This window comes from Actinopolymorpha pittospori (genome assembly GCF_014873875.1).
Taxonomy (GTDB): Bacteria; Actinomycetota; Actinomycetes; order Propionibacteriales; family Actinopolymorphaceae; genus Actinopolymorpha; species Actinopolymorpha pittospori.
Genome location: NZ_JADBEM010000001.1, coordinates 2214757 through 2232477, shown reverse-complemented (window position 1 = coordinate 2232477; position 17721 = coordinate 2214757). Strand labels below are relative to the sequence as shown.

Genomic DNA, 17721 nt, shown 5'->3' with positions numbered 1-17721 from the left:
ACGCTATCAGGTAGCCGCACGACTCGCCAGCGTCACCGAACGGGTGACGCCATGACGGCGCAGGAGTCCGCGCGGTCACTGATCCCCCGCGCGGCACGGGACTTCGGCAGCCGGGTGCACGACGTACCCCCCGACGGCTGGGACGCGCCGACCCCGTGCACCGAGTGGTGCGTTCGAGACCTGCTCAACCACCTGGTCGGCGAACACCTGTGGGCACCGCACCTGCTCCGCGGCGAGACCGTCGAACAGGTCGGGGACCGCTACGACGGTGACGTGCTCGGCGCCGAGCCGGTGGCCGCGTGGGACGCCGCCATCGCCGCCTCGCTGGCGGCCTGGGAGGAGACACCCGACGACGCCATGGTGCACCTGTCCTTCGGAGACACCTCCGTCGACGAGTACGCCGAGCAGATGCTGACCGACCTCGCCGTCCACGCCTGGGACCTCGCCCGTGGCGCCGGCCTGGAGGCCCGGCTGGACCCCGACGTCGTACGCCACGTCTGGGGATACGCCTCCGTGCGGGTACCCGAATGGCAGGGCAGCAGTATGCTCGCGCCGCCGGTACGCACCCAGTCCGACGACCTGCAGGACCAACTGATCGCCCTGGTCGGCCGGCACCCGTAGTTCCCAACCGGCGGAAGATAGAGGCAATGCGAGCGCTGGTGAAGGCCAAGGCCGAGCCCGGCCTGTGGCTCGAAGAGGTTCCGGACCCGGCCCCGGGCCCCGGGGAGGCCCTCGTCCAGGTGCTCCAGACCGGCATCTGCGGCACCGACCTGCACATCCTGGCCTGGGACGACTGGGCCCGTACGCACGTCACGACCCCACTCGTGGTCGGCCACGAGTTCGTGGGCCGCGTGGTGGAGCTCGGGCCCGGGGCGGACAGTGTCGCGGTCGGTGACATCGTGAGCGGCGAGGGTCACCTCGTCTGCGGACGCTGCCGCAACTGCATGGCCGGCCGCCGGCACCTGTGCGCCAACACCCAGGGTGTCGGACTGACCCGGGCCGGCGCGTTCGCCGACTACCTCACCCTGCCGGTCGGCAACCTGTGGAAGCACCCGGCCGACATCGACCTCGACGTCGCCACGATCTTCGACCCGTTCGGCAACGCCGTGCACACCGCGCTGGCCTATCCCGTGGTCGGTGAGGACGTCCTGATCACTGGTGCCGGCCCGATCGGGCTGATGGCCGCGGCCGTCGTCCGGCACGCGGGCGCCCGGCACGTGGTGATCACCGACGTCAACGACTACCGCCTCGAGCTCGCCAACAAGGTCGGCGTGACCGCGGCCGTCAACGTCGGGCGGACCTCCCTTGCGGAGGTGAAGGCCGACCTCGGCATGAAGGAGGGCTTCGACATCGGTCTGGAGATGTCGGGGCATCCCACCGCGCTCCCCGCGATGGTCGACTCGATGGCCCACGGTGGCCGGATCGCCGTCCTCGGCCTGTCCTCCGGTCCGATCAGCATCGACTGGAGCCGCGTCGTCCTGTCCATGCTGACCATCCGCGGCATCTACGGCCGGCAGATGTTCGAGACGTGGTACGCCATGTCGGTGCTGGTCGAGGAAGGGCTCGACATCTCCCCGGTGATCACCCACCGGTTCCCGATGACCGAGCACGACCAGGCGTTCGCGACGATGAGAGAGGGCAACTGCGGCAAGGTCATCCTCGACTGGACGCGGGGCTGACTCCAGAAAGGACCGACATGGCCGACATCATGCGCGACCACCTGCGTGCGGAGCTCGCGGAGATCCGCGCCGCCGGACTCTCCAAGGACGAGCGACCGCTCACCACACCGCAGAACGCCAACGTCGCGGTGGCCGGTGGCCAGCACGTCCTCAACCTGTGCGCCAACAACTACCTCGGCCTGGCCGACCACCCCGAGCTCATCGCGGCCGCGAAGACCGGCCTCGACGAGTGGGGCTTCGGTATGGCCTCCGTGCGGTTCATCTGCGGTACGCAGGAGCTGCACAAGCAGCTGGAGCAGCGGATCTCGACGTTCCTCGGTACCGAGGACACGATCCTCTACAGCTCCTGTTTCGACGCGAACGCCGGACTCTTCGAGACGCTCCTCGGGCCCGAGGACGCGATCATCTCCGACGCGCTCAACCACGCGAGCATCATCGACGGCGTACGCCTGTGCAAGGCCCGCCGCTTCCGCTACCGCAACCGCGACATGGCCGACCTCGAGGCGCAGCTGAAGGAGGCCTCCGACGCGCGGTTCAAGATGATCGCGACCGACGGCGTCTTCTCCATGGACGGTTACCTCGCGCCGCTGCGCGACATCTGCGACCTCGCCGACTCCTACGGCGCGCTCGTCATGGTCGACGACTCCCACGCCGTGGGGTTCGTCGGTGAGCACGGTCGCGGTACGCCGGAGCTGCACGGCGTGGCCGACCGGGTCGACATCATCACCGGCACTCTCGGCAAGGCCCTCGGCGGCGCCAGCGGCGGCTACACGAGCGCGCGCGGCGAGATCGTGGAGCTGCTCCGCCAGCGGTCCCGCCCGTACCTCTTCTCCAACTCACTGGCCCCGGCGATCGCGGCCGCGTCGATCCGGGTCTTCGACCTGCTCGACTCCTCCGACGAGCTGCGCCGACAGCTGCGTGAGAACACCGCGTTCTTCCGGCAGCGGCTGGTCGAGGAGGGGTTCGAGGTGCTGCCCGGTGAGCACCCGATCATCCCGGTGATGTTCGGCGACGCGGTACTCGCCGGACGAATGGCCGCCGCACTGCTCGACCTCGGCGTCTACGTGACGGCGTTCTCCTACCCGGTCGTCCCGCACGGCACGGCGCGGATCCGCACCCAGGTGTCGGCCGCCCACACCCGCGAGGACCTGGAACGCGCGGCGACGGCGTTCGCCCAGGCCCGGGAGAAGGTCAGCTAGGCCACGCCCTGCGGACCATGACCTGGTCCGCCGACTCCGATGTCCGCGATTCTCCTCGTCACGATTGCGGGGCGAGTTGGCGTTCCAGGCCGTCGAGGAGGGCCTGGAGGCCGAGCTCGAAGGTCTGGTCAGGAGACGCGGCGTAGTCGGTCGCCGCTGGGGTTTCGACCCTGGTGCGTAGGCGCGGGTAGCGCATGGCGATCGCCTTGGCCTCGGCCATCGCGTCCTGGAGTTGCTGTTCGGCGCGGGCACCGTCCTGGTTGAGTCTGCGGGTGAGTGACGCCGCCGCGGCGGCACCGGCCGCGTTGCCGAGGACGTAGGTGAAGACGGCGGCGGCGACCTGGTCGGCGCGGGCCGCGGCGAAGCCGGCGGCCTCGAACACGGCGAGGCCGTGGTCGTCGAAGCGCGACTTGCCCTCGCCGTAGAGGACGTGCGCCGCGAACGCCTGCACCAGCCAGGGGTGCAGGGTGAACATCCGGTACAGGTCGGTGGCCATCGTGGCGGCGGCGGTGCGCCAGTCGGCGGGATTCAGATCGGGCAGCGTGAGTTCGCTCCACACGTGGTCGGCAGCGAGCAGGACGAGGTTGTCCTTGTTCTTGACGTGCCAGTAGACGGCGGTCGCCGCCGAGTCGAGTCGCTTGCCCAGGGCGCGCATGTTCAGACCTTCGAGGCCCTCGGCGTCCAGGAGGTCGACGGCGGCGCGGACGATCTGGTCGCGGGTGAGGGTCTCGCGTGGCATGCCCCTTACCGTACGCGACGCCTTGCACAAAGTTCAAGACGGACTTGCACAACGTTCAAGTGGTGGGTTAGCGTCCTCACTCGTCAGCAGTTGAACAAAGTACAAGTCGAAGTGGGAGCCCTCCGATGAACGCCCTCGCCGCCGTCATGCAGCTGCTCGTCGCCGTCGCCTTCGTCAGCATCCCGGTCGTCCGCCACCGGTTCGGCCCCGCCGCCAAGGCCGCCGCGGTCGCCGAACTGCGCCGCCAGAACGTCCGCCCGGAGGTGCTGGAGGAGAACAAGCTTCGCTTCGACGCCGGAGGTCACGAGACCGCCGCTCCGGTCACGGTCGCCGCGATCATGACCGCGACCGCCGCCCTGAACCTCGCCGACGCCGGGCTGGCCCCGCTGATGACCTGGATCTTCTCCTCGCTCGTCCTGCTGATGAACGTCGTGATCGTCCACAGCAACCTCACCGCGGTGAAGTCGGTGCAGGCCGCCTTCCGCCGCAAGGGCGATCCGGAGCTGGCCCGCGTCGAGGTCGCGCCGTTCCTCAAGGCCGCCGAGAACGCCTTCCCCCGCTGGGCGCGAGCTCATACCTACATCCGCAACACGGTGGTCTTCGCCGGCTCCGCCATCGCCCTGATCGCCGTCTCCTTCGCCTGACAGCCCTCTGACGAACAGGGCCTTCGCAGCGATGCCGTCGCTGCGAAGGCCCTGTTCACGTACCGGGTTGCCAGGCGGGATGCGGGGATCCGCTCAACCCGCTCAGTCGGCGGCGACGACCATACCGGCGCCTACGGTGACATTGGTCGACTCGTCCACCAGGACGAAGCCGCCGGTCAGCCGGTTACGGGCGTACTCGTCCACGAACAACGGCTGGGCGATCCGCAGGTCGACGCGGCCGATCTCGTTGAGCCCGAGGGCTTCGGCGTTTTCGTCGCGGTGCAGCGTGTTGACGTCCAGCCGGTAGTGGAGCTTCTTCACGATCGCGCGGGCGGTCCGGGTGGTGTGCTTGATCTGGATCCGTTGCCCAGGGCGCAGCTGGGTGTCGGCCATCCAGCTGATCATGGCGCAGATGTTCTGTGCGGCCACCGGCTTGTTGTAGGGCCGGCAGATCATGTCGCCGCGCGAGACGTCGAGGTCGTCGGTGAGCAGGACGGTGACCGACATCGGCGGGAACGCCTCGTCGACCGGACCGTCGGGGGTGTCGATCCGTGCGACCCGCGAGGTCATCCCGGAGGGCAGGACCATGACCTCGTCACCGGGCCGCAGCACACCACCGACGAGTTGGCCGGCGTAACCGCGGTAGTCGTGGAAGTCGTTGGACTGCGGCCGGATGACGTACTGCACGGGAAGTCGGGGGTCGACGAGGTTGCGGTCGCTCGCGACGTGCACGTTTTCCAGGTGGTGGAGCAGCGAGGGTCCGTCGTACCACGGCATGTTCATCGACCGGTCGACGACGTTGTCGCCTTCCAGCGCCGAGATCGGGATCACCTGCAGGTCGGGGATCGTGAGCTTGGTCGCGAAGCCGATGAACTCCTCGCGGATCCGCTCGAACACCTCACGGCTGTAGTCGACCAGGTCCATCTTGTTGACGCAGAGGACGAGGTGCGGCACCCGCAGCAGCGAGACGAGGAATGCGTGCCGCCGGGTCTGCTCGACCAGGCCGTTGCGGGCGTCGACGAGGACGAGGGCAAGGTCGGCGTTGGAGGCGCCGGTCACCATGTTGCGGGTGTACTGGATGTGGCCCGGGGTGTCGGCGATGATGAACTTCCGCTTGGGCGTCGCGAAGTAGCGGTAGGCCACGTCGATCGTGATGCCCTGCTCGCGCTCGGCCCGCAACCCGTCGGTGAGCAACGCGAGGTTGGTGTATTCGAACCCTCGGTCGCGGCTGGTGCGTTCGACCGCCTCGAGCTGGTCCTCGAAGATTGCCTTGGAGTCGTACAGCAGCCGGCCGATGAGGGTGCTCTTGCCATCGTCGACGCTGCCGGCGGTGGCGAATCGCAGCAGATCCACTAGAAATAGCCTTCCCGCTTGCGGTCTTCCATCGCGGCTTCGCTGAACCGGTCGTCGGCACGGGTGGCGCCGCGTTCGGTCACGCGGCTCGTGGCCACCTCCGCGATGATCTCTTCCACAGTGGTCGCCGTCGACTCCACCGCTCCCGTGCACGAGATGTCGCCGACCGTGCGGTAACGGACGGTCGCCTCGCGGAGATCCTCGCCCTCCCGGCGCGGCACGTGGACGGACTCGGCGAGCAGCATGCCGTCGCGCTCGAAGACCTTGCGCTGGTGCGCGAAGTAGATGGAGGGGAGCGGGAGCTCGTCGTTGGCGATGTACTGCCAGATGTCCAGCTCGGTCCAGTTGGACAGCGGGAAGGCCCGGATCGACTCACCCGGGTGCACGCGTCCGTTGTAGAGGTTCCACAGCTCCGGGCGCTGGTTCTTCGGGTCCCATTGGCCGAACTCGTCCCGGAACGAGAAGACCCGCTCCTTCGCGCGCGCCTTCTCCTCGTCCCGGCGGGCGCCACCGAGCAGGGCGTCGAAGTTGTGCGCCTCGACGGTCTCCAGCAGGATCTGCGTCTGCATCCGGTTGCGGAGCTGTCCTGGCCGCTCGGTGATCCGCCCGGCGTCGATGGCCTCCTGCACGGACCCGACGACCAGTCGGAGTCCGAGCTCGGCGACTCGGCGGTCGCGGAAGTCGAGCACTTCCGCGAAGTTGTGGCCGGTATCGACGTGAACGATCGCGAACGGCACCCGCGCTGGCCAGAAGGCCTTTTCGGCGAGCCGCAGCATGACGCAGGAGTCCTTGCCGCCGGAGAAGAGAAGCGCTGGGCGCTCGAACTCCGCCGCGACCTCACGGATGATGTGGATCGACTCCGCCTCGAGTGCCTGCAGGTGAGACAACCGGTAGTCGAGGGGCATAACACCACCTAGTGGTCGGTGAGGGGGTCCTCTGACGGACCACTGAGGGAAACGTGACGAACGACGCGATGTTACCTGGGCTCGTCCAGGAACCAAGACGTGTCTCCGGATGGTGGACACGGGAGGCGCCGTTCGGCCGGCCCTCCGGACCCGGCGGGTGGTCACGGGGAGTGGCCGAAACCAGGTCAAGGCGAGCCCTCGGCGAGGTCACGGGCGCCGTCTCCCGCAGGCTCTAGGCTGACCGGCCATGACGTTGTACATCGTGGGCGCGGGTGGGTTCGGACGCGAGACGTACGACGCCGTACTCGCCGCGCGGGCGGACGGCGAGCCGGCCGAGCCGGTCGTCTTCTGCGACCATGCGCGGGCCGGGGAGAAGGTCCGTGGCCTGCCGGTCGTGCACCCCGACGAGGCGGACGACGACTTCGTGGTCGCGATCGCCGATCCGGGCGTACGGGCCCGCCTCACGGCCGAACTCGAGGAGCGCGGGCTGACTCCGCGTACGGTCGTCCATCCCCGCGCGGTGGTCGGGCCGGAGACCACCGTCGGCGCCGGAAGCGTGATCCTGGCGCTGGCCCACGTGTCGTCGTCGTGCGAACTCGGCCGGCATGTCCAGGTCAACTACAACGCGACCGTCGGACACGACGCGCAGCTCGCGGACTTCGCAACGGTGTTCCCGGGCGCCAACATCGCCGGGGCCGTCCACCTCGGCGCAGGCAGCACGATCGGGTCGAACGCGTGTGTCCTCCAGGGCCTCGCGGTCGGAGAGCGCGCGTTCGTGGGCGCCGGCGCGGTCGTCACCCGGGACGTAGCCGCCGCGACCGTCGTGGTCGGCGTTCCGGCCCGGCCACATCGCGGCTGACGCCCGCAGTGACTGACGCCCGCAGTGACTGACGACCGGGACGACTGACGACCGCGGCGCCTCAGCCGGCGCGGAGAAGCTGACGTGCCTTGGCGTCGAGGATGAGTTCGTCGGTCATCGCCTCGGACCGCTCCTCGTCCAGGTCGGACATCAAGGCGCGCGGATCGGCGACGACGCCCTCGCGGGCGAAGACCACCTTCACCGTCTGCAGGATGATCCGGGAGTCGAGCCACAGCGAGCACCGCTCGACGTACTCGACGTCGAGGCTGAGTCGCACGCTCCACCCGACCGTGTTGCGACCGGCGATCTGTGCCAGGCCGGTGATGCCGGGCCGGACGTCGAAGCGGCGCCGCTCGTTGGGGGTGTACCAGAGGTCGTACTTCGGCAGCAGCGGCCGTGGTCCGACGATGCTCATGTCGCCGCGGAGCACGTTGATCAGCTGCGGAATCTCGTCGAGGCTGAGCTTGCGCAGGAGGCGACCCAGGCGGGTGAGCCGCTTGTGGTCGGGGAGGAGTTCACCCCGACGATCCCGCTTGTCGGTCATGGTGCGGAACTTCAGAACCCAGAAGGACCGTCCACCCATGCCGGTCCGGCGCTGCCGGAAGAGGACCGGCGAACCGAGCCGCCAACGGACCACGAGCGATACGGCGAGGATCAGCGGAGACAGAACGACCAACCCGGCTAGTGCGAGCCCGATGTCAAAGGCGCGCTTGACCCCTCGTGCCACCTGGTGTTTCACAACTTCCCCAAGTCTCTCGACGCTTGGCAGGAGATTCGTCGGACGACGGGCAACGGCTCCAGGTTGCATCCCGTCGCATACATACCTAACCATCCCCAGAGTGACAAACGATCGGCACTGTCCACAGTTACGGACAATGCGGGCATCAACCAAGGTTCGTTGTCGACCACCCGTTCAGGCCGAGTCCTACCCGCGGCGGCCTGTTCGATGCGCAAGGTAGATCATTCCTTACTGTCGGTGCCAAAGGGCTGTCGAATGTCACATCGTCGGACTGTCCGACAGTCGGGGCACAGATCGGGCCGTCGACATGCAGCCGGACCAGGACATTCGCGACGCGACCCAGCAGTCCGCGACGACGATTCGTTCGGGATGACCAGGTGGAGCCGGATCGCGGGGCCGCGTACGAAATCGCCCACTTCATCCCGGTCGGTTTCCGCATGGTGGGATCTCGATTTGAAAGCTCTCATCGCGCTCACGCAGAATGCGCGGGTCGGTCGCGGGGGCCGAATTGCCAAAACCATAAGCACGGCCTCCGAAATGTCCGAGCGGTACGAACAATTCCTACCCATGTCGGCATCCTCGCAGTGATCCTCCTCCGGTCCGTCCGTCGACGGCCGGGCCTGTCGGGTGGCCCGTGCGCGACGCACACCCGACCAGAGGAGACCCAGTGCGGCCACGTTTCGACCCCTCCCATCGACTTCGACGCCTGCGGTCCCACCCGCTTCGCGGCCGCCTCGCCTGGACGCCGTTCACACGGCTGGCCGCCACCCTCGCCGGGGCGGCGGCGGTCACGGTGGGGCTGGCGACGCCGTCGTTCGCCGTGACAACACCCGGAGGCTACGGCGGCGCCGACCTGGACACGCTCTCCGCCCTGTCGTCCGGCGACTCCCTCGGAGGGCGCGCCTACCTCGACCGCTACAGCCCCACGTACACCGCGTCCCAGGCCGCACCGGCCAGCCCGCCCAAGGCGGCGCCGGGACCGCAGGCCCGGACGAACGCGAAGGGAGCCGACGCCGGCACTCAGCGCGACGGAATCGAGGCGGACGGGAAGCGCGCCGCGGCGCCCGGAAAGCCGGGCCCGGAGAAGGTCGCCGGAGCCAAGAAGGCCGCTCCCGACAAGAAGGCCGTCAAGAAGGCCGTCCCCGTGAAGAGGTACGAGCCGAGCCTGCCCATGACCGCCCGTACGCGCGGAATCGACGTGGCGAGCCACCAGGGCAACGTCGACTGGGAGTACTGGTGGAACCAGGGCAAGCGGTTCGCGTACGTGAAGGCCACCGAGGGCACGAGCTACGTCAACCCGTTCTTCGGCCAGCAGTACAACGGCTCCGCCAAGGTCGGCATGCTGCGGGGCACCTACCACTTCGCCCGACCCGACCGGGGCAACGGCGCCGCCCAGGCCCGCTTCTACGTCGCGAACGGCGGCGGCTGGACCCCTGACGGCAAGACCCTGCCCGGCGAGCTCGACATCGAGTACGGCGAGGCGGTCGGCGTCTCCACCTGCTACGGCGTCTCCCAGCGGGAGATGGTGAACTTCATCCGGGACTTCACCACGACCTACAAGAAGCTCACCGGGCGGGCGCCGGCGATCTACACCACCGACGACTGGTGGGCGCAGTGCACGGGCGACACCAAGGAGTTCAGCGACAGCCCGCTGTGGATCGCCAACTACCACGACACCCCGGGTCGTCTCCCGGGTGGCTGGGGCGACGGCCACACGTTCTGGCAGTACACCGACACCCCGCTCGACCAGAACTACTTCAACGGGTCCCTGGCCGATCTCCGCAGGTTCGCGACCCAGCGCTGAGAGACGCGCGGTCGGCCGCTCCCCACGGACCCCCGATCGGGCCGGAGCGGTCTCCACAGGCGTTTCTGTTCACGAGGCCCTCGCCCGCCGACGTAGGTGTCCGGCGGGCGAGGGCCTTTCTGGTTCCTGATCTGGTCCCCGGCGTCCGTCCCGGCCTGTGCCCGGGCGTGGAAACTTGGTGCCAGACAACTGCTCACAACTGTCGCCAAACATGACCATTTCCCTACGATCCAGGTGAATCGGCCAGCGGCGACACCGCGGCCGCGGTGTGCCGTTCCGCTCGCCTTCGACCGAGGGAGATCACGTGAGGCCGCACTCCGCTCCGCCCAGCCCCGCCCATCCTCGAAGTCCCCGCTTCCCACGCCTGCGCGGCCGGCTGCCGCGCGTCCTGGCGCGCACCGGGTTCGCCGGCCTCCTCGGACTCGCCGCGCTCACCACGGGCTTGGCCGCGCCCTCACTCGCGGCCACCGACGTACCGGCTCGCGGCGCCGCGTCCACCGCGGCGAGGGGCGGCGACCTGAACGCCACCCCCACGCCGGCCGCCCGCCAGGCGGGTGTCCGCTCCGCCGGTGACGCCTCGATGGGGTGGAAGGCACCGGCTGGTACGACCGCGGCACCGCTGCCGATCAGCGTGCTCGCCACCCAAACACCCGGGATCGACGTCGCGAGCCACCAGGGCAACGTCGACTGGGCCCACTGGTGGGGCCAGGGCAAGAAGTTCGCCTACGTGAAGGCCACCGAGGGCACCTATCTACACCAACCCCTACTTCGCCCAGCAGTACAACGGCTCCTACAACATCGGCATGATCCGCGGCGCCTACCACTTCGCCATCCCCGACGGCTCCAGCGGCGCGGCGCAGGCCAACTACTTCGTCGACCACGGCGGCGGCTGGTCCCGCGACGGCAAGACCCTGCCCGGCGTGCTCGACATCGAGTACAACCCATACGGCGCGACCTGCTACGGCCTGAGCCCTGCAGCGATGGTCAACTGGATCCGCGACTTCGCCACCACCTACCGCGCCCGGACCGGACGCGACGTCATCCTCTACACCGCGCGGAACTGGTGGGTGCCCTGCACCGGCAACAGCACCGCGTTCTCCTCGGCGAACCCGCTGTGGATCGCCGACTACGCCAACAACCCGCCGGTGCTCTTCGGTGGTTGGGGTTACCGGACGATCTGGCAGTACACCAGCAGCCCGCTCGACCAGGACTACTTCAACGGCGCCTACGACCGGCTGCAGGCTCTCGCCAACGGGTGACGCACCCCTCGTCGATTCCCGGCACGACGCCACCCGGACAACGGCCCAGCCCCGCCAGCGCGGGGGCTGGGCCGAACGGGAGTGAGTCGGTCAGGACGGCTGCGACGGAGTCGGCGCGACACCGATGACCCGCCGGACCACGCCGGCCCAGCGGGCCGGGTCGGTGATCGCGCGACCGTCGACCAGCGCCCGGACACCCGGCAGCTCGGCCGGCCCGATGGTGCGGTACTCGGTGTGGTCGGCCTGCAGGATCGCCGCGTCGACGGGCTCGCCCAGGTGGTAGGCCGCGAAGCCGAACGCCGCGAGTTCGTCGTCGTCGTACAACGGGTCGTGCACGAGGACCCGCGCGCCCTTACCCCGCAGCGCGTCCACGGTGGGAAAGACGCCGGAGAAGGCCGTCTCCTTGACCCCACCACGATAGGCCGCACCCAGCACCACGACCCGGGCGTCGGTGAGGTCGCCGTAGGCCTCCGCGAGTGCATCGACGGAGTACGCCGGCATGGCGGAGTTCGCCTCCCGGGCGGCGCGCACCACGGTCGCGTCCGGGTCGTTCCAGAGGTAGAGGCGCGGGTAGACCGGGATGCAGTGGCCGCCCACCGCGATGCCGGGCCGGTGGATGTGGCTGTAGGGCTGGGAGTTGGACGCCTCGATCACCGCGAGCGCGTCGATCCCGTGGTGCTCGGCGAAGCGCGCGAACTGGTTTGCCAACCCGATGTTGACGTCGCGGTAGGTCGTCTCGGCGAGCTTCGCCAGTTCGGCGGCCTCGGCCGAACCGAGGTCCCACACGCCGTTGGGCCTGGGCAGGTCGGGGCGCGGGTCGAAGTCGAGCACGGCTTCGTAGAACTCACGCGCCTTGCCGGTGCCCTCCGCGTCGAGACCGCCGACGAGCTTCGGGTATTTCCGCAGGTCCGCGAAGACCCGACCGGTCAACACCCGTTCCGGGGAGAAGACCACCCAGAAGTCGGTTCCCTCGATCAGCGCCGACCCGTGCTCCAGGGCGGGCTTCCAGCGCGTCCGGCAGGTGCCGACAGGCAGCGTCGTCTCGTAGATCACCGTGGTGCCGGCGCGCAGATGCGTGGCGATCGCCTCGGTGGCGGAATCCATCCAGCCGAAGTCGGGCACGCCCTCGTCGTCGACGAACAACGGGACGACCACGACCACGTACTCGGCGCCGGGAATGGCCTGGGCGTAGTCGTCGGTCGCGGTCAGGGCACCGTCGGCGATCGCCTGCTTGAGGCGTACATCGAGTTCGGCCTCACCAGGGAAGGGTTCGACTGCGGCGTTGACGAGTTCGACGACCCGTGGATTGATGTCCACGCCGGTGACGCGGTGGCCCTTTCCGGCGAACTGGACGGCGAGCGGCAGGCCGATCTTTCCCAGCCCGACAACGGTGATCTTCAATTGAAACACGTCTCCGGAACGTTCACGCGAACTCGGTCAGGTGCGCTCGTTAGGGTAACGTGCCGCGAAGCCCCCGGAGAGCACGCCACCGTGACCCGGCGTGCCCACTCACCAGTGAAGGAGTGGTCGTGAAGGTCCTGAGCGTCGTCGGCGCCCGTCCCCAGTTCGTCAAGCTGGCCCCGGTGGCCGCGGCCTTCGCGCAGACCGGCCACGAACACGTGATCGTCCACACCGGACAGCACTACGACGCCCGGATGTCCGACGTCTTCTTCGCCGACCTGTCCATCCCGTCGCCAGACGTTCATCTGGGCGTGGGCTCTGGAACGCACGGGATTCAGACGGGGACGATGCTCGCCGCCATGGACCCCGTACTCGAGAAGCACCAGCCCGACTGGGTTCTCGTCTACGGCGACACCAACTCCACGCTCGCCGGCACGCTGTCGGCGATCAAGATGCACCTCCGGGTCGCCCACCTCGAGGCGGGGCTGCGGTCGTTCAACCGGCGGATGCCCGAGGAGCACAACCGCGTCCTCACCGACCATGCCGCCGACCTGATGCTCGCGCCGACGGACGTGGCCATGGGGCACCTCGCCGACGAGGGCCTGGCCGCCCGGTCGGTGCTCGTGGGCGACGTGATGACCGACGTGTGCTTCCGGGTTCGCGACGCGGTGGCCGACCAGCCCCCGCCGGCCGAACTCCCCGACGCGGTCGCCCTAGGCGCCGAGGGCTACGTCGTCGCCACCGTGCACCGGGCGGAGAACACCGACGACCGGGTTCGGTTGGCGGCGGTGGTCGACGCCCTCGCCAGCCTGGGCGTACCGGTCGCCCTGCTCGCCCACCCACGGCTCGTGGCCCGGTGCGAGGACTTCGGCATCAGTCTCGACCGCCCCACGCTGTACGCCCTGCCGCCGCTCGCCTACCCCGACATGGTGAAGGCGGTCAGTGGCGCGCGCGGTGTCGTCACCGACTCCGGCGGGCTGCAGAAGGAGGCGTTCCTGCTCGGCGTCCCCTGCACGACGCTGCGGACCGAGACCGAGTGGACCGAGACGCTCGACGGCGGCTGGAACGTGCTCGATCCCGACCTCGGCCGGGTCAAGGACCTCGCCACGCGACCGGTGCCGAGCGCCGATCGGGGCACTCCGTACGGTGACGGCCACGCCGCCGAGCGAACCGTCGCGGCTCTCGAACGCGCCTGAGACGCGCCCGCGCCAACCCCAGGGCGCCGAGGTCGCGTGGAAGTCCCGTATGCCTGCCCTGGTCCGGGTCCCGGTAGGGTCCGAGATCAGACCGATGGGCATGCTGGCTCATCCGTAGGCTGTGGTTCTGGAGATCACGATCGAAGGTGAGCGCGTGTCAACCCAGAGTTCGACCTCCGCGCACCGCGGGTACGTGCGGCCCGAACACGAGCGTCTGCTCACCGCGGCGACGGTCATCACCTTTGTCCGCACGGTCGCTTCGGTCGGGGTCGCGCTCTACGCGGCGAACGACCGGTCGCTGACCCTCCTGCTCGTCGCGCTCGGGATCTACTGGGTCGGCGACATGCTCGACGGCGGGGTCGCCCGCCTCACCGACACCGAGACCCGGATCGGTGCCGTGTTCGACATCGTGAGCGACCGGCTGTGTGCGGGCGCGTTCTACCTCGGCTTCGTCTGGCTGGAACCCTCGATGGCGCTGCCGGTCGGGATCTTCCTGCTGGAGTTCGCCGTCGTCGACACGTTCCTCTCGCTGGCCTTCCTCGCCTGGCCGCTGCGCAGCCCCAACTACTTCGACCTCGTCGACCGGCCGATCTGGCGCGCCAACTGGTCCAAGGTGGGCAAGGCGGTCAACTCCTCCGCCATCGCCCTGCTCATGGTCCTCACCCACTCGGTGCCGATCTGCACGGCTATCGCGATCTGCCTGCTGGCGCTGAAGGTCTGGTCGCTCGTCCGGCTCAACCGGATCGGGCTTCCGCTGCCCAGCCTCACGACCGCAGGCGCCGACGACGGGCTCCCCGCGCATGTCCGGCCCGTCGTTCGTCGCCGGCCATGAAGCTCATCGCGGCGACGTTCTTCTACTGCATCGCATCGGCCCTCATCCCGCTCATCAACGCCGAGGCGTACGTCGGCGGCGTGGCGGCGGTCCTCGACGGGACCTCCACCTGGATCATCGCCGCCACGGCGGCCGCCGGGCAGATGGTGGGCAAGGTCGTCTACTACCTGCTGGGCCAGAACTCCCTGAAGTGGGACTGGGTACGCAAGAAGACCGAGTCGGAGCGGTGGAAGGCGTCCTTCGAGAAGTGGCAGCGCCGGATCGGCGGCAACCCCTGGGTCGCCGCTCTCGTCCTGCTCCTCTCGGCCTCCGTGGGTTTCCCGCCGTTCGCGATCATGGCGGTCCTGGCGGGACAGCTCCGGGTCCCGCTGCCGCTGTTCGTCGTGGTCGGCTTCGTCGGCCGCCTGGTGCGGTTCGCGTCCATCCTCGGCCTCGTGAAGTGGTTGTTCTAGGGCCGAGGACGCGGAGAGCCGCGGAACGGGATGCGGCCTGTGGAGCGGCTCATCCGCGCCGCGATGGCAAGGCGGAGGAGGAAGCGCGTAGCGGTGTTCTACGCGTGACGACGACAACGCGGCCAGCGTGGATGCGGGGAGTCGTGGAACGGGCCAACCGCGCTCGGGCAGCAAGGCGGAGGAGGAGCCAATAGTGGTGTCCTATTGGCGACGACGAGAACGCCGCTGGCCGAGATGCGGGGGCCCGTTCAGATGGTGCCGAGGGTGATGCAGGGGTGGGGCCGTGCAGCGTTCGCCCACACCTCCAGCCGGGCCAGGAACTCCAGCGCGGTGTCGGGCCAGTGGTAACCGTTGCGTGCCACCTCGTGCCCCCGGGCGCCCATCGCGAGCCGCGTCTCGGGGTCGTCGCGCAGGCGCAGCACGGCGGCGGCGGTCGCGGCCGGGTCGTCGAACGGCACGATCAGCCCGCACTTGTGCACCTGGGTCAGTGACACGGCCGCGGGCAGTGGGGTGGTGACCACCGGGATGCCGTGGGCCATGTACTCGAGGATCTTCGTCGGCATCGAGTGCCGGTAGTTGGGCAGGTCGCGCAGCAGCGACAGTCCGCACAGAGCACCGTCCATCAGCGCCAGGGCCTGGTCGTTGGGCACGAACCCGTGCCAGCGCAGCAGGCCCTCCTCCTCGGCCCGGGCCAGGGCGCGGCGCGAGTAGGAGTCGGCGTGCCCGACCACGTCGATGCTGAGTCCGCTGCCGGCGAGCTTGCGTGCGGTCTCCAACATGACGTCGACCCCACGGGCGACGGCGAGGTGGCCGACGTAGACCACCCGCTTGTCGCCGGCGGGGACGACGGTGTCGGGGACGTAGGTGGTGTTGGGGATCACCGGGTGGTTGTGCCGGAACCGGTTGCGGTAGCCGGGCTCGGCGAGGATCAACCGGAGCTTGCGCTCGGCACGCTCCTCCACCACCCGGACGCCGGCGCGCGCGAGCGGCCGGACCAGGCCCGGCAACCAGCTCTTGGCGACGAGCGCGGCGCCGGTGTCCTCGTGAACGTCCCACACCACGGCACCCGGAAGATCCAGACCCGGCAGGACGAGCAGCAGCTCCGGGTCGTGGAGCAGCACCAGGTCGGCCTCCGGGCCGTGGGTACGTAGAACCCGCCGAGCGGCCTTGAGGGCCTCCGACCGGTGCCGTCCGACGGCCCGAGGGACGTCGACGGCGTGCAGCTCCGGCCACGCCTCCGCGCCATAGGCCGTGAACGGCGCGGCGTACGTCACGTCGTACCCCGCGTCGAGCATGGCCCTGATCTGGCGGTGGAGGATGCGCGCATCCTGCGGGTGGTGCACGATCGTGCACACCAGCACGCGCAGCCCAGGCATCAGAGCGCCTCGGCCGTCCCGTCGCGGACCCGTCCCCGGGTGTCGAAGAGCAGCTTGGCTTGGCCAAGCGTTTCAAGGTCGTAGGCGTCGTGGTCCTGCAGCAGCAGGGTGACGTCGGCGGTGCGCATGGCTTCCCCGAGGTCGGTCACCGACGGCACCGGTTCGTCGTCGACGATCCACTCGTTGACGTAGGGGTCGTGGAAGACCAGTTGGGCGCCCATCCGCCGCAGCCGGCGGGCCACCGGACGGGCCGGCGACTCTCGCTGGTCGGCGATGTTGGGCTTGTAGGTGACACCGAGGATGAGCACCGTGGAGCCGCGCACCGAGCGGCCGGCGTCGTTCACCAGGTCCTGGACCCGCTGGGCGACGTAGGCCGGCATCCGCTGGTTGATCTCCTGGGCCAGCTCGACGAAGCGGAACGGGTAGCCGAGCCGCTTCACCTTGTAGGAGAGGTAGTTGGGGTCGATCGGGATGCAGTGGCCGCCGACGCCCGGTCCGGGGTAGAAGGCCTGGAACCCGAACGGCTTGGTCGCCGCGGCGCCGATCGCGTCGCGCAGGTCGATGCCGAGCTCGTGGCAGAAGATCGCCATCTCGTTCACGAGGGCGATGTTGACGTGCCGGTAGGTGTTTTCCAGCAGCTTGGCCATCTCGGCCTCGCGGGTGCCCTTGGCGCGAACCACGGTGTCGCAGATCTTGCCGTAGAACGCCTCGGCCCGCTCGGTGCAGCTGATGGTGTGGCCACCCACGACCTTGGGCGTGTTGCGGAGCCCGTACGTGGGGTTACCGGGGTCGATGCGCTCGGGTGAGAAGGCGAGGGAGAAGTCGACACCGGCGCTGAGGCCGGACTTCTCCAGGATCGGCCGGACTACCTCGTCGGTGGTGCCCGGATAGGTCGTCGACTCGAGGACGACCAGCATGCCTGGACGGAGGTGTCGAGCCACCATCGTGACCGCGCCGGTCACCGCTTTGAGATCTGGCCCACCGTCCTCGTCGAGCGGGGTCGGTACGCAGATCACCACGGTGTCGACATCGGCGAGATCATTCTCGTCGCTGGTCACCGTGAGACCCGCGGCCAACATGGCGGCTACGTCATCGTCAGAAATATCGTCGACGTGGGAGCGGCCAGCCGACAGCCCGGCGACCACGCGCGCGGAGACGTCGAGTCCGACAACTCGAAGTCCCGCCCGGCAGGCCTCTCGGACCAACGGCAGGCCGACGTACCCAAGGCCGACAACAGCCAGGTCACGCACCCTAGAACCTTACGGGTGCCCGCAACTTCGTCAG

Annotated in this window: 18 protein-coding genes and 1 pseudogene; 11 read left to right on the top strand and 8 right to left on the bottom strand. The window is 69.2% G+C overall.

Going from position 1 to position 17721, the window contains the following annotated elements:
• Positions 1-51: 51 nt before the first annotated feature.
• Genes HEB94_RS10485 through HEB94_RS10475 form a run of 3 tightly spaced genes read left to right on the top strand, consistent with a single transcriptional unit; the run spans position 52 to position 2878 of the window.
• On the top strand, positions 52-621 hold the full coding sequence (locus HEB94_RS10485) for a TIGR03086 family metal-binding protein (protein ID WP_192749715.1): 570 nt from the start codon (positions 52-54) through the stop codon (positions 619-621).
• Positions 622-647: 26 nt separating this feature from the next.
• Positions 648-1679 carry an L-threonine 3-dehydrogenase gene (tdh, locus tag HEB94_RS10480; protein WP_192749714.1) on the top strand — a complete coding sequence of 344 codons (1032 nt, stop codon included), beginning with the start codon at positions 648-650 and terminating at the stop codon, positions 1677-1679.
• Between the two features lie 29 nt (positions 1680-1708).
• On the top strand, positions 1709-2878 hold the full coding sequence (locus HEB94_RS10475) for a glycine C-acetyltransferase (protein WP_202897129.1): 1170 nt from the start codon (positions 1709-1711) through the stop codon (positions 2876-2878).
• A gap of 58 nt (positions 2879-2936) precedes the next feature.
• Here the strand turns inward: HEB94_RS10475 and HEB94_RS10470 are convergent, their stop codons facing one another.
• Complete coding sequence (locus HEB94_RS10470; RefSeq protein ID WP_192749712.1) at positions 2937-3617, bottom strand: TetR/AcrR family transcriptional regulator; 681 nt, start codon at positions 3615-3617, stop codon at positions 2937-2939.
• Between the two features lie 125 nt (positions 3618-3742).
• Here HEB94_RS10470 and HEB94_RS10465 point away from each other — a divergent pair, with 125 nt between their 5' ends.
• Positions 3743-4261: a hypothetical protein gene (locus HEB94_RS10465; protein ID WP_192749711.1), complete on the top strand. Its 519-nt coding sequence runs from the start codon at positions 3743-3745 to the stop codon at positions 4259-4261.
• A gap of 102 nt (positions 4262-4363) precedes the next feature.
• Here HEB94_RS10465 and cysN read toward each other — a convergent pair whose 3' ends face one another.
• Together cysN and cysD are read right to left on the bottom strand one after the other, a co-directional pair.
• Positions 4364-5614, bottom strand: coding sequence for a sulfate adenylyltransferase subunit CysN (cysN, locus tag HEB94_RS10460; RefSeq protein ID WP_192749710.1), 1251 nt, complete (start codon positions 5612-5614; stop codon positions 4364-4366).
• Entirely contained in the window at positions 5614-6519 is a 906-nt protein-coding gene (gene cysD, locus HEB94_RS10455; protein WP_192749709.1) for a sulfate adenylyltransferase subunit CysD, read from the bottom strand. Before cysD ends, cysN begins: the two co-directional genes overlap by 1 nt.
• Before the next feature lie 247 nt (positions 6520-6766).
• On the opposite strand from cysD, the gene HEB94_RS10450 reads away from it, so the two are divergent.
• Positions 6767-7378 carry a NeuD/PglB/VioB family sugar acetyltransferase gene (locus HEB94_RS10450; RefSeq protein ID WP_192749708.1) on the top strand — a complete coding sequence of 204 codons (612 nt, stop codon included), beginning with the start codon at positions 6767-6769 and terminating at the stop codon, positions 7376-7378.
• A 61-nt stretch (positions 7379-7439) separates the two neighbouring features.
• On the opposite strand, the gene HEB94_RS10445 is transcribed toward HEB94_RS10450, so the two are convergent.
• A complete protein-coding gene (locus HEB94_RS10445; protein WP_337917587.1) occupies positions 7440-8117 on the bottom strand; it encodes a sugar transferase in 678 nt (225 codons plus the stop codon).
• A 667-nt stretch (positions 8118-8784) separates the two neighbouring features.
• On the opposite strand from HEB94_RS10445, the gene HEB94_RS50455 reads away from it, so the two are divergent.
• Positions 8785-9921, top strand: coding sequence for a GH25 family lysozyme (locus HEB94_RS50455; protein ID WP_337917586.1), 1137 nt, complete (start codon positions 8785-8787; stop codon positions 9919-9921).
• 300 nt (positions 9922-10221) lie between these two features.
• Here HEB94_RS50455 and HEB94_RS10435 read toward each other — a convergent pair whose 3' ends face one another.
• A complete protein-coding gene (locus HEB94_RS10435; protein ID WP_192757190.1) occupies positions 10222-10563 on the bottom strand; it encodes a hypothetical protein in 342 nt (113 codons plus the stop codon).
• On the opposite strand from HEB94_RS10435, the pseudogene HEB94_RS50450 reads away from it, so the two are divergent.
• Together HEB94_RS50450 and HEB94_RS10430 are read left to right on the top strand one after the other, a co-directional pair.
• Positions 10502-10645 (top strand): annotated as a pseudogene (locus HEB94_RS50450) (hypothetical protein); the annotation flags it as partial. The gene HEB94_RS10435 and the pseudogene HEB94_RS50450 sit on opposite strands and share 62 nt — an antisense overlap.
• Before the next feature lie 79 nt (positions 10646-10724).
• Complete coding sequence (locus tag HEB94_RS10430) at positions 10725-11180, top strand: GH25 family lysozyme (protein ID WP_238361483.1); 456 nt, start codon at positions 10725-10727, stop codon at positions 11178-11180.
• 90 nt (positions 11181-11270) lie between these two features.
• Here HEB94_RS10430 and HEB94_RS10425 read toward each other — a convergent pair whose 3' ends face one another.
• Positions 11271-12581 carry a nucleotide sugar dehydrogenase gene (locus HEB94_RS10425; RefSeq protein ID WP_192749706.1) on the bottom strand — a complete coding sequence of 437 codons (1311 nt, stop codon included), beginning with the start codon at positions 12579-12581 and terminating at the stop codon, positions 11271-11273.
• Positions 12582-12709: 128 nt separating this feature from the next.
• Here HEB94_RS10425 and wecB point away from each other — a divergent pair, with 128 nt between their 5' ends.
• The 3 genes from wecB (at position 12710) to HEB94_RS10410 (ending at position 15061) form a co-directional block, all read left to right on the top strand.
• Positions 12710-13777 (top strand): non-hydrolyzing UDP-N-acetylglucosamine 2-epimerase, encoded by a 1068-nt coding sequence (wecB, locus tag HEB94_RS10420; RefSeq protein ID WP_192749705.1) that lies wholly within the window; start codon positions 12710-12712, stop codon positions 13775-13777.
• A 154-nt stretch (positions 13778-13931) separates the two neighbouring features.
• Positions 13932-14609, top strand: coding sequence for a CDP-alcohol phosphatidyltransferase family protein (locus HEB94_RS10415; protein WP_192749704.1), 678 nt, complete (start codon positions 13932-13934; stop codon positions 14607-14609).
• Entirely contained in the window at positions 14606-15061 is a 456-nt protein-coding gene (locus HEB94_RS10410; protein WP_192749703.1) for a VTT domain-containing protein, read from the top strand. Before HEB94_RS10415 ends, HEB94_RS10410 begins: the two co-directional genes overlap by 4 nt.
• 248 nt (positions 15062-15309) lie before the next feature.
• Here HEB94_RS10410 and HEB94_RS10405 read toward each other — a convergent pair whose 3' ends face one another.
• Positions 15310-16437: a glycosyltransferase family 4 protein gene (locus HEB94_RS10405; protein WP_192749702.1), complete on the bottom strand. Its 1128-nt coding sequence runs from the start codon at positions 16435-16437 to the stop codon at positions 15310-15312.
• A complete protein-coding gene (locus tag HEB94_RS10400; protein WP_192749701.1) occupies positions 16437-17687 on the bottom strand; it encodes a nucleotide sugar dehydrogenase in 1251 nt (416 codons plus the stop codon). Before HEB94_RS10400 ends, HEB94_RS10405 begins: the two co-directional genes overlap by 1 nt.
• Positions 17688-17721: the final 34 nt, after the last annotated feature.

What these genes read in the sequence shown, in the direction of transcription:
- HEB94_RS10465 (WP_192749711.1), top strand. Translation starts at nt 3,743, where the DNA reads ATGAACGCCCTCGCCGCCGTCATGCAGCTGCTCGTCGCCGTCGCCTTC.
- HEB94_RS10485 (WP_192749715.1), top strand. Translation starts at nt 52, where the DNA reads ATGACGGCGCAGGAGTCCGCGCGGTCACTGATCCCCCGCGCGGCACGG.
- cysD (WP_192749709.1), bottom strand. Translation starts at nt 6,519, where the DNA reads ATGCCCCTCGACTACCGGTTGTCTCACCTGCAGGCACTCGAGGCGGAG.
- tdh (WP_192749714.1), top strand. Translation starts at nt 648, where the DNA reads ATGCGAGCGCTGGTGAAGGCCAAGGCCGAGCCCGGCCTGTGGCTCGAA.
- HEB94_RS10410 (WP_192749703.1), top strand. Translation starts at nt 14,606, where the DNA reads ATGAAGCTCATCGCGGCGACGTTCTTCTACTGCATCGCATCGGCCCTC.
- HEB94_RS10430 (WP_238361483.1), top strand. Translation starts at nt 10,725, where the DNA reads ATGATCCGCGGCGCCTACCACTTCGCCATCCCCGACGGCTCCAGCGGC.
- HEB94_RS10475 (WP_202897129.1), top strand. Translation starts at nt 1,709, where the DNA reads ATGCGCGACCACCTGCGTGCGGAGCTCGCGGAGATCCGCGCCGCCGGA.
- HEB94_RS10470 (WP_192749712.1), bottom strand. Translation starts at nt 3,617, where the DNA reads ATGCCACGCGAGACCCTCACCCGCGACCAGATCGTCCGCGCCGCCGTC.
- HEB94_RS10450 (WP_192749708.1), top strand. Translation starts at nt 6,767, where the DNA reads ATGACGTTGTACATCGTGGGCGCGGGTGGGTTCGGACGCGAGACGTAC.
- HEB94_RS10405 (WP_192749702.1), bottom strand. Translation starts at nt 16,437, where the DNA reads ATGCCTGGGCTGCGCGTGCTGGTGTGCACGATCGTGCACCACCCGCAG.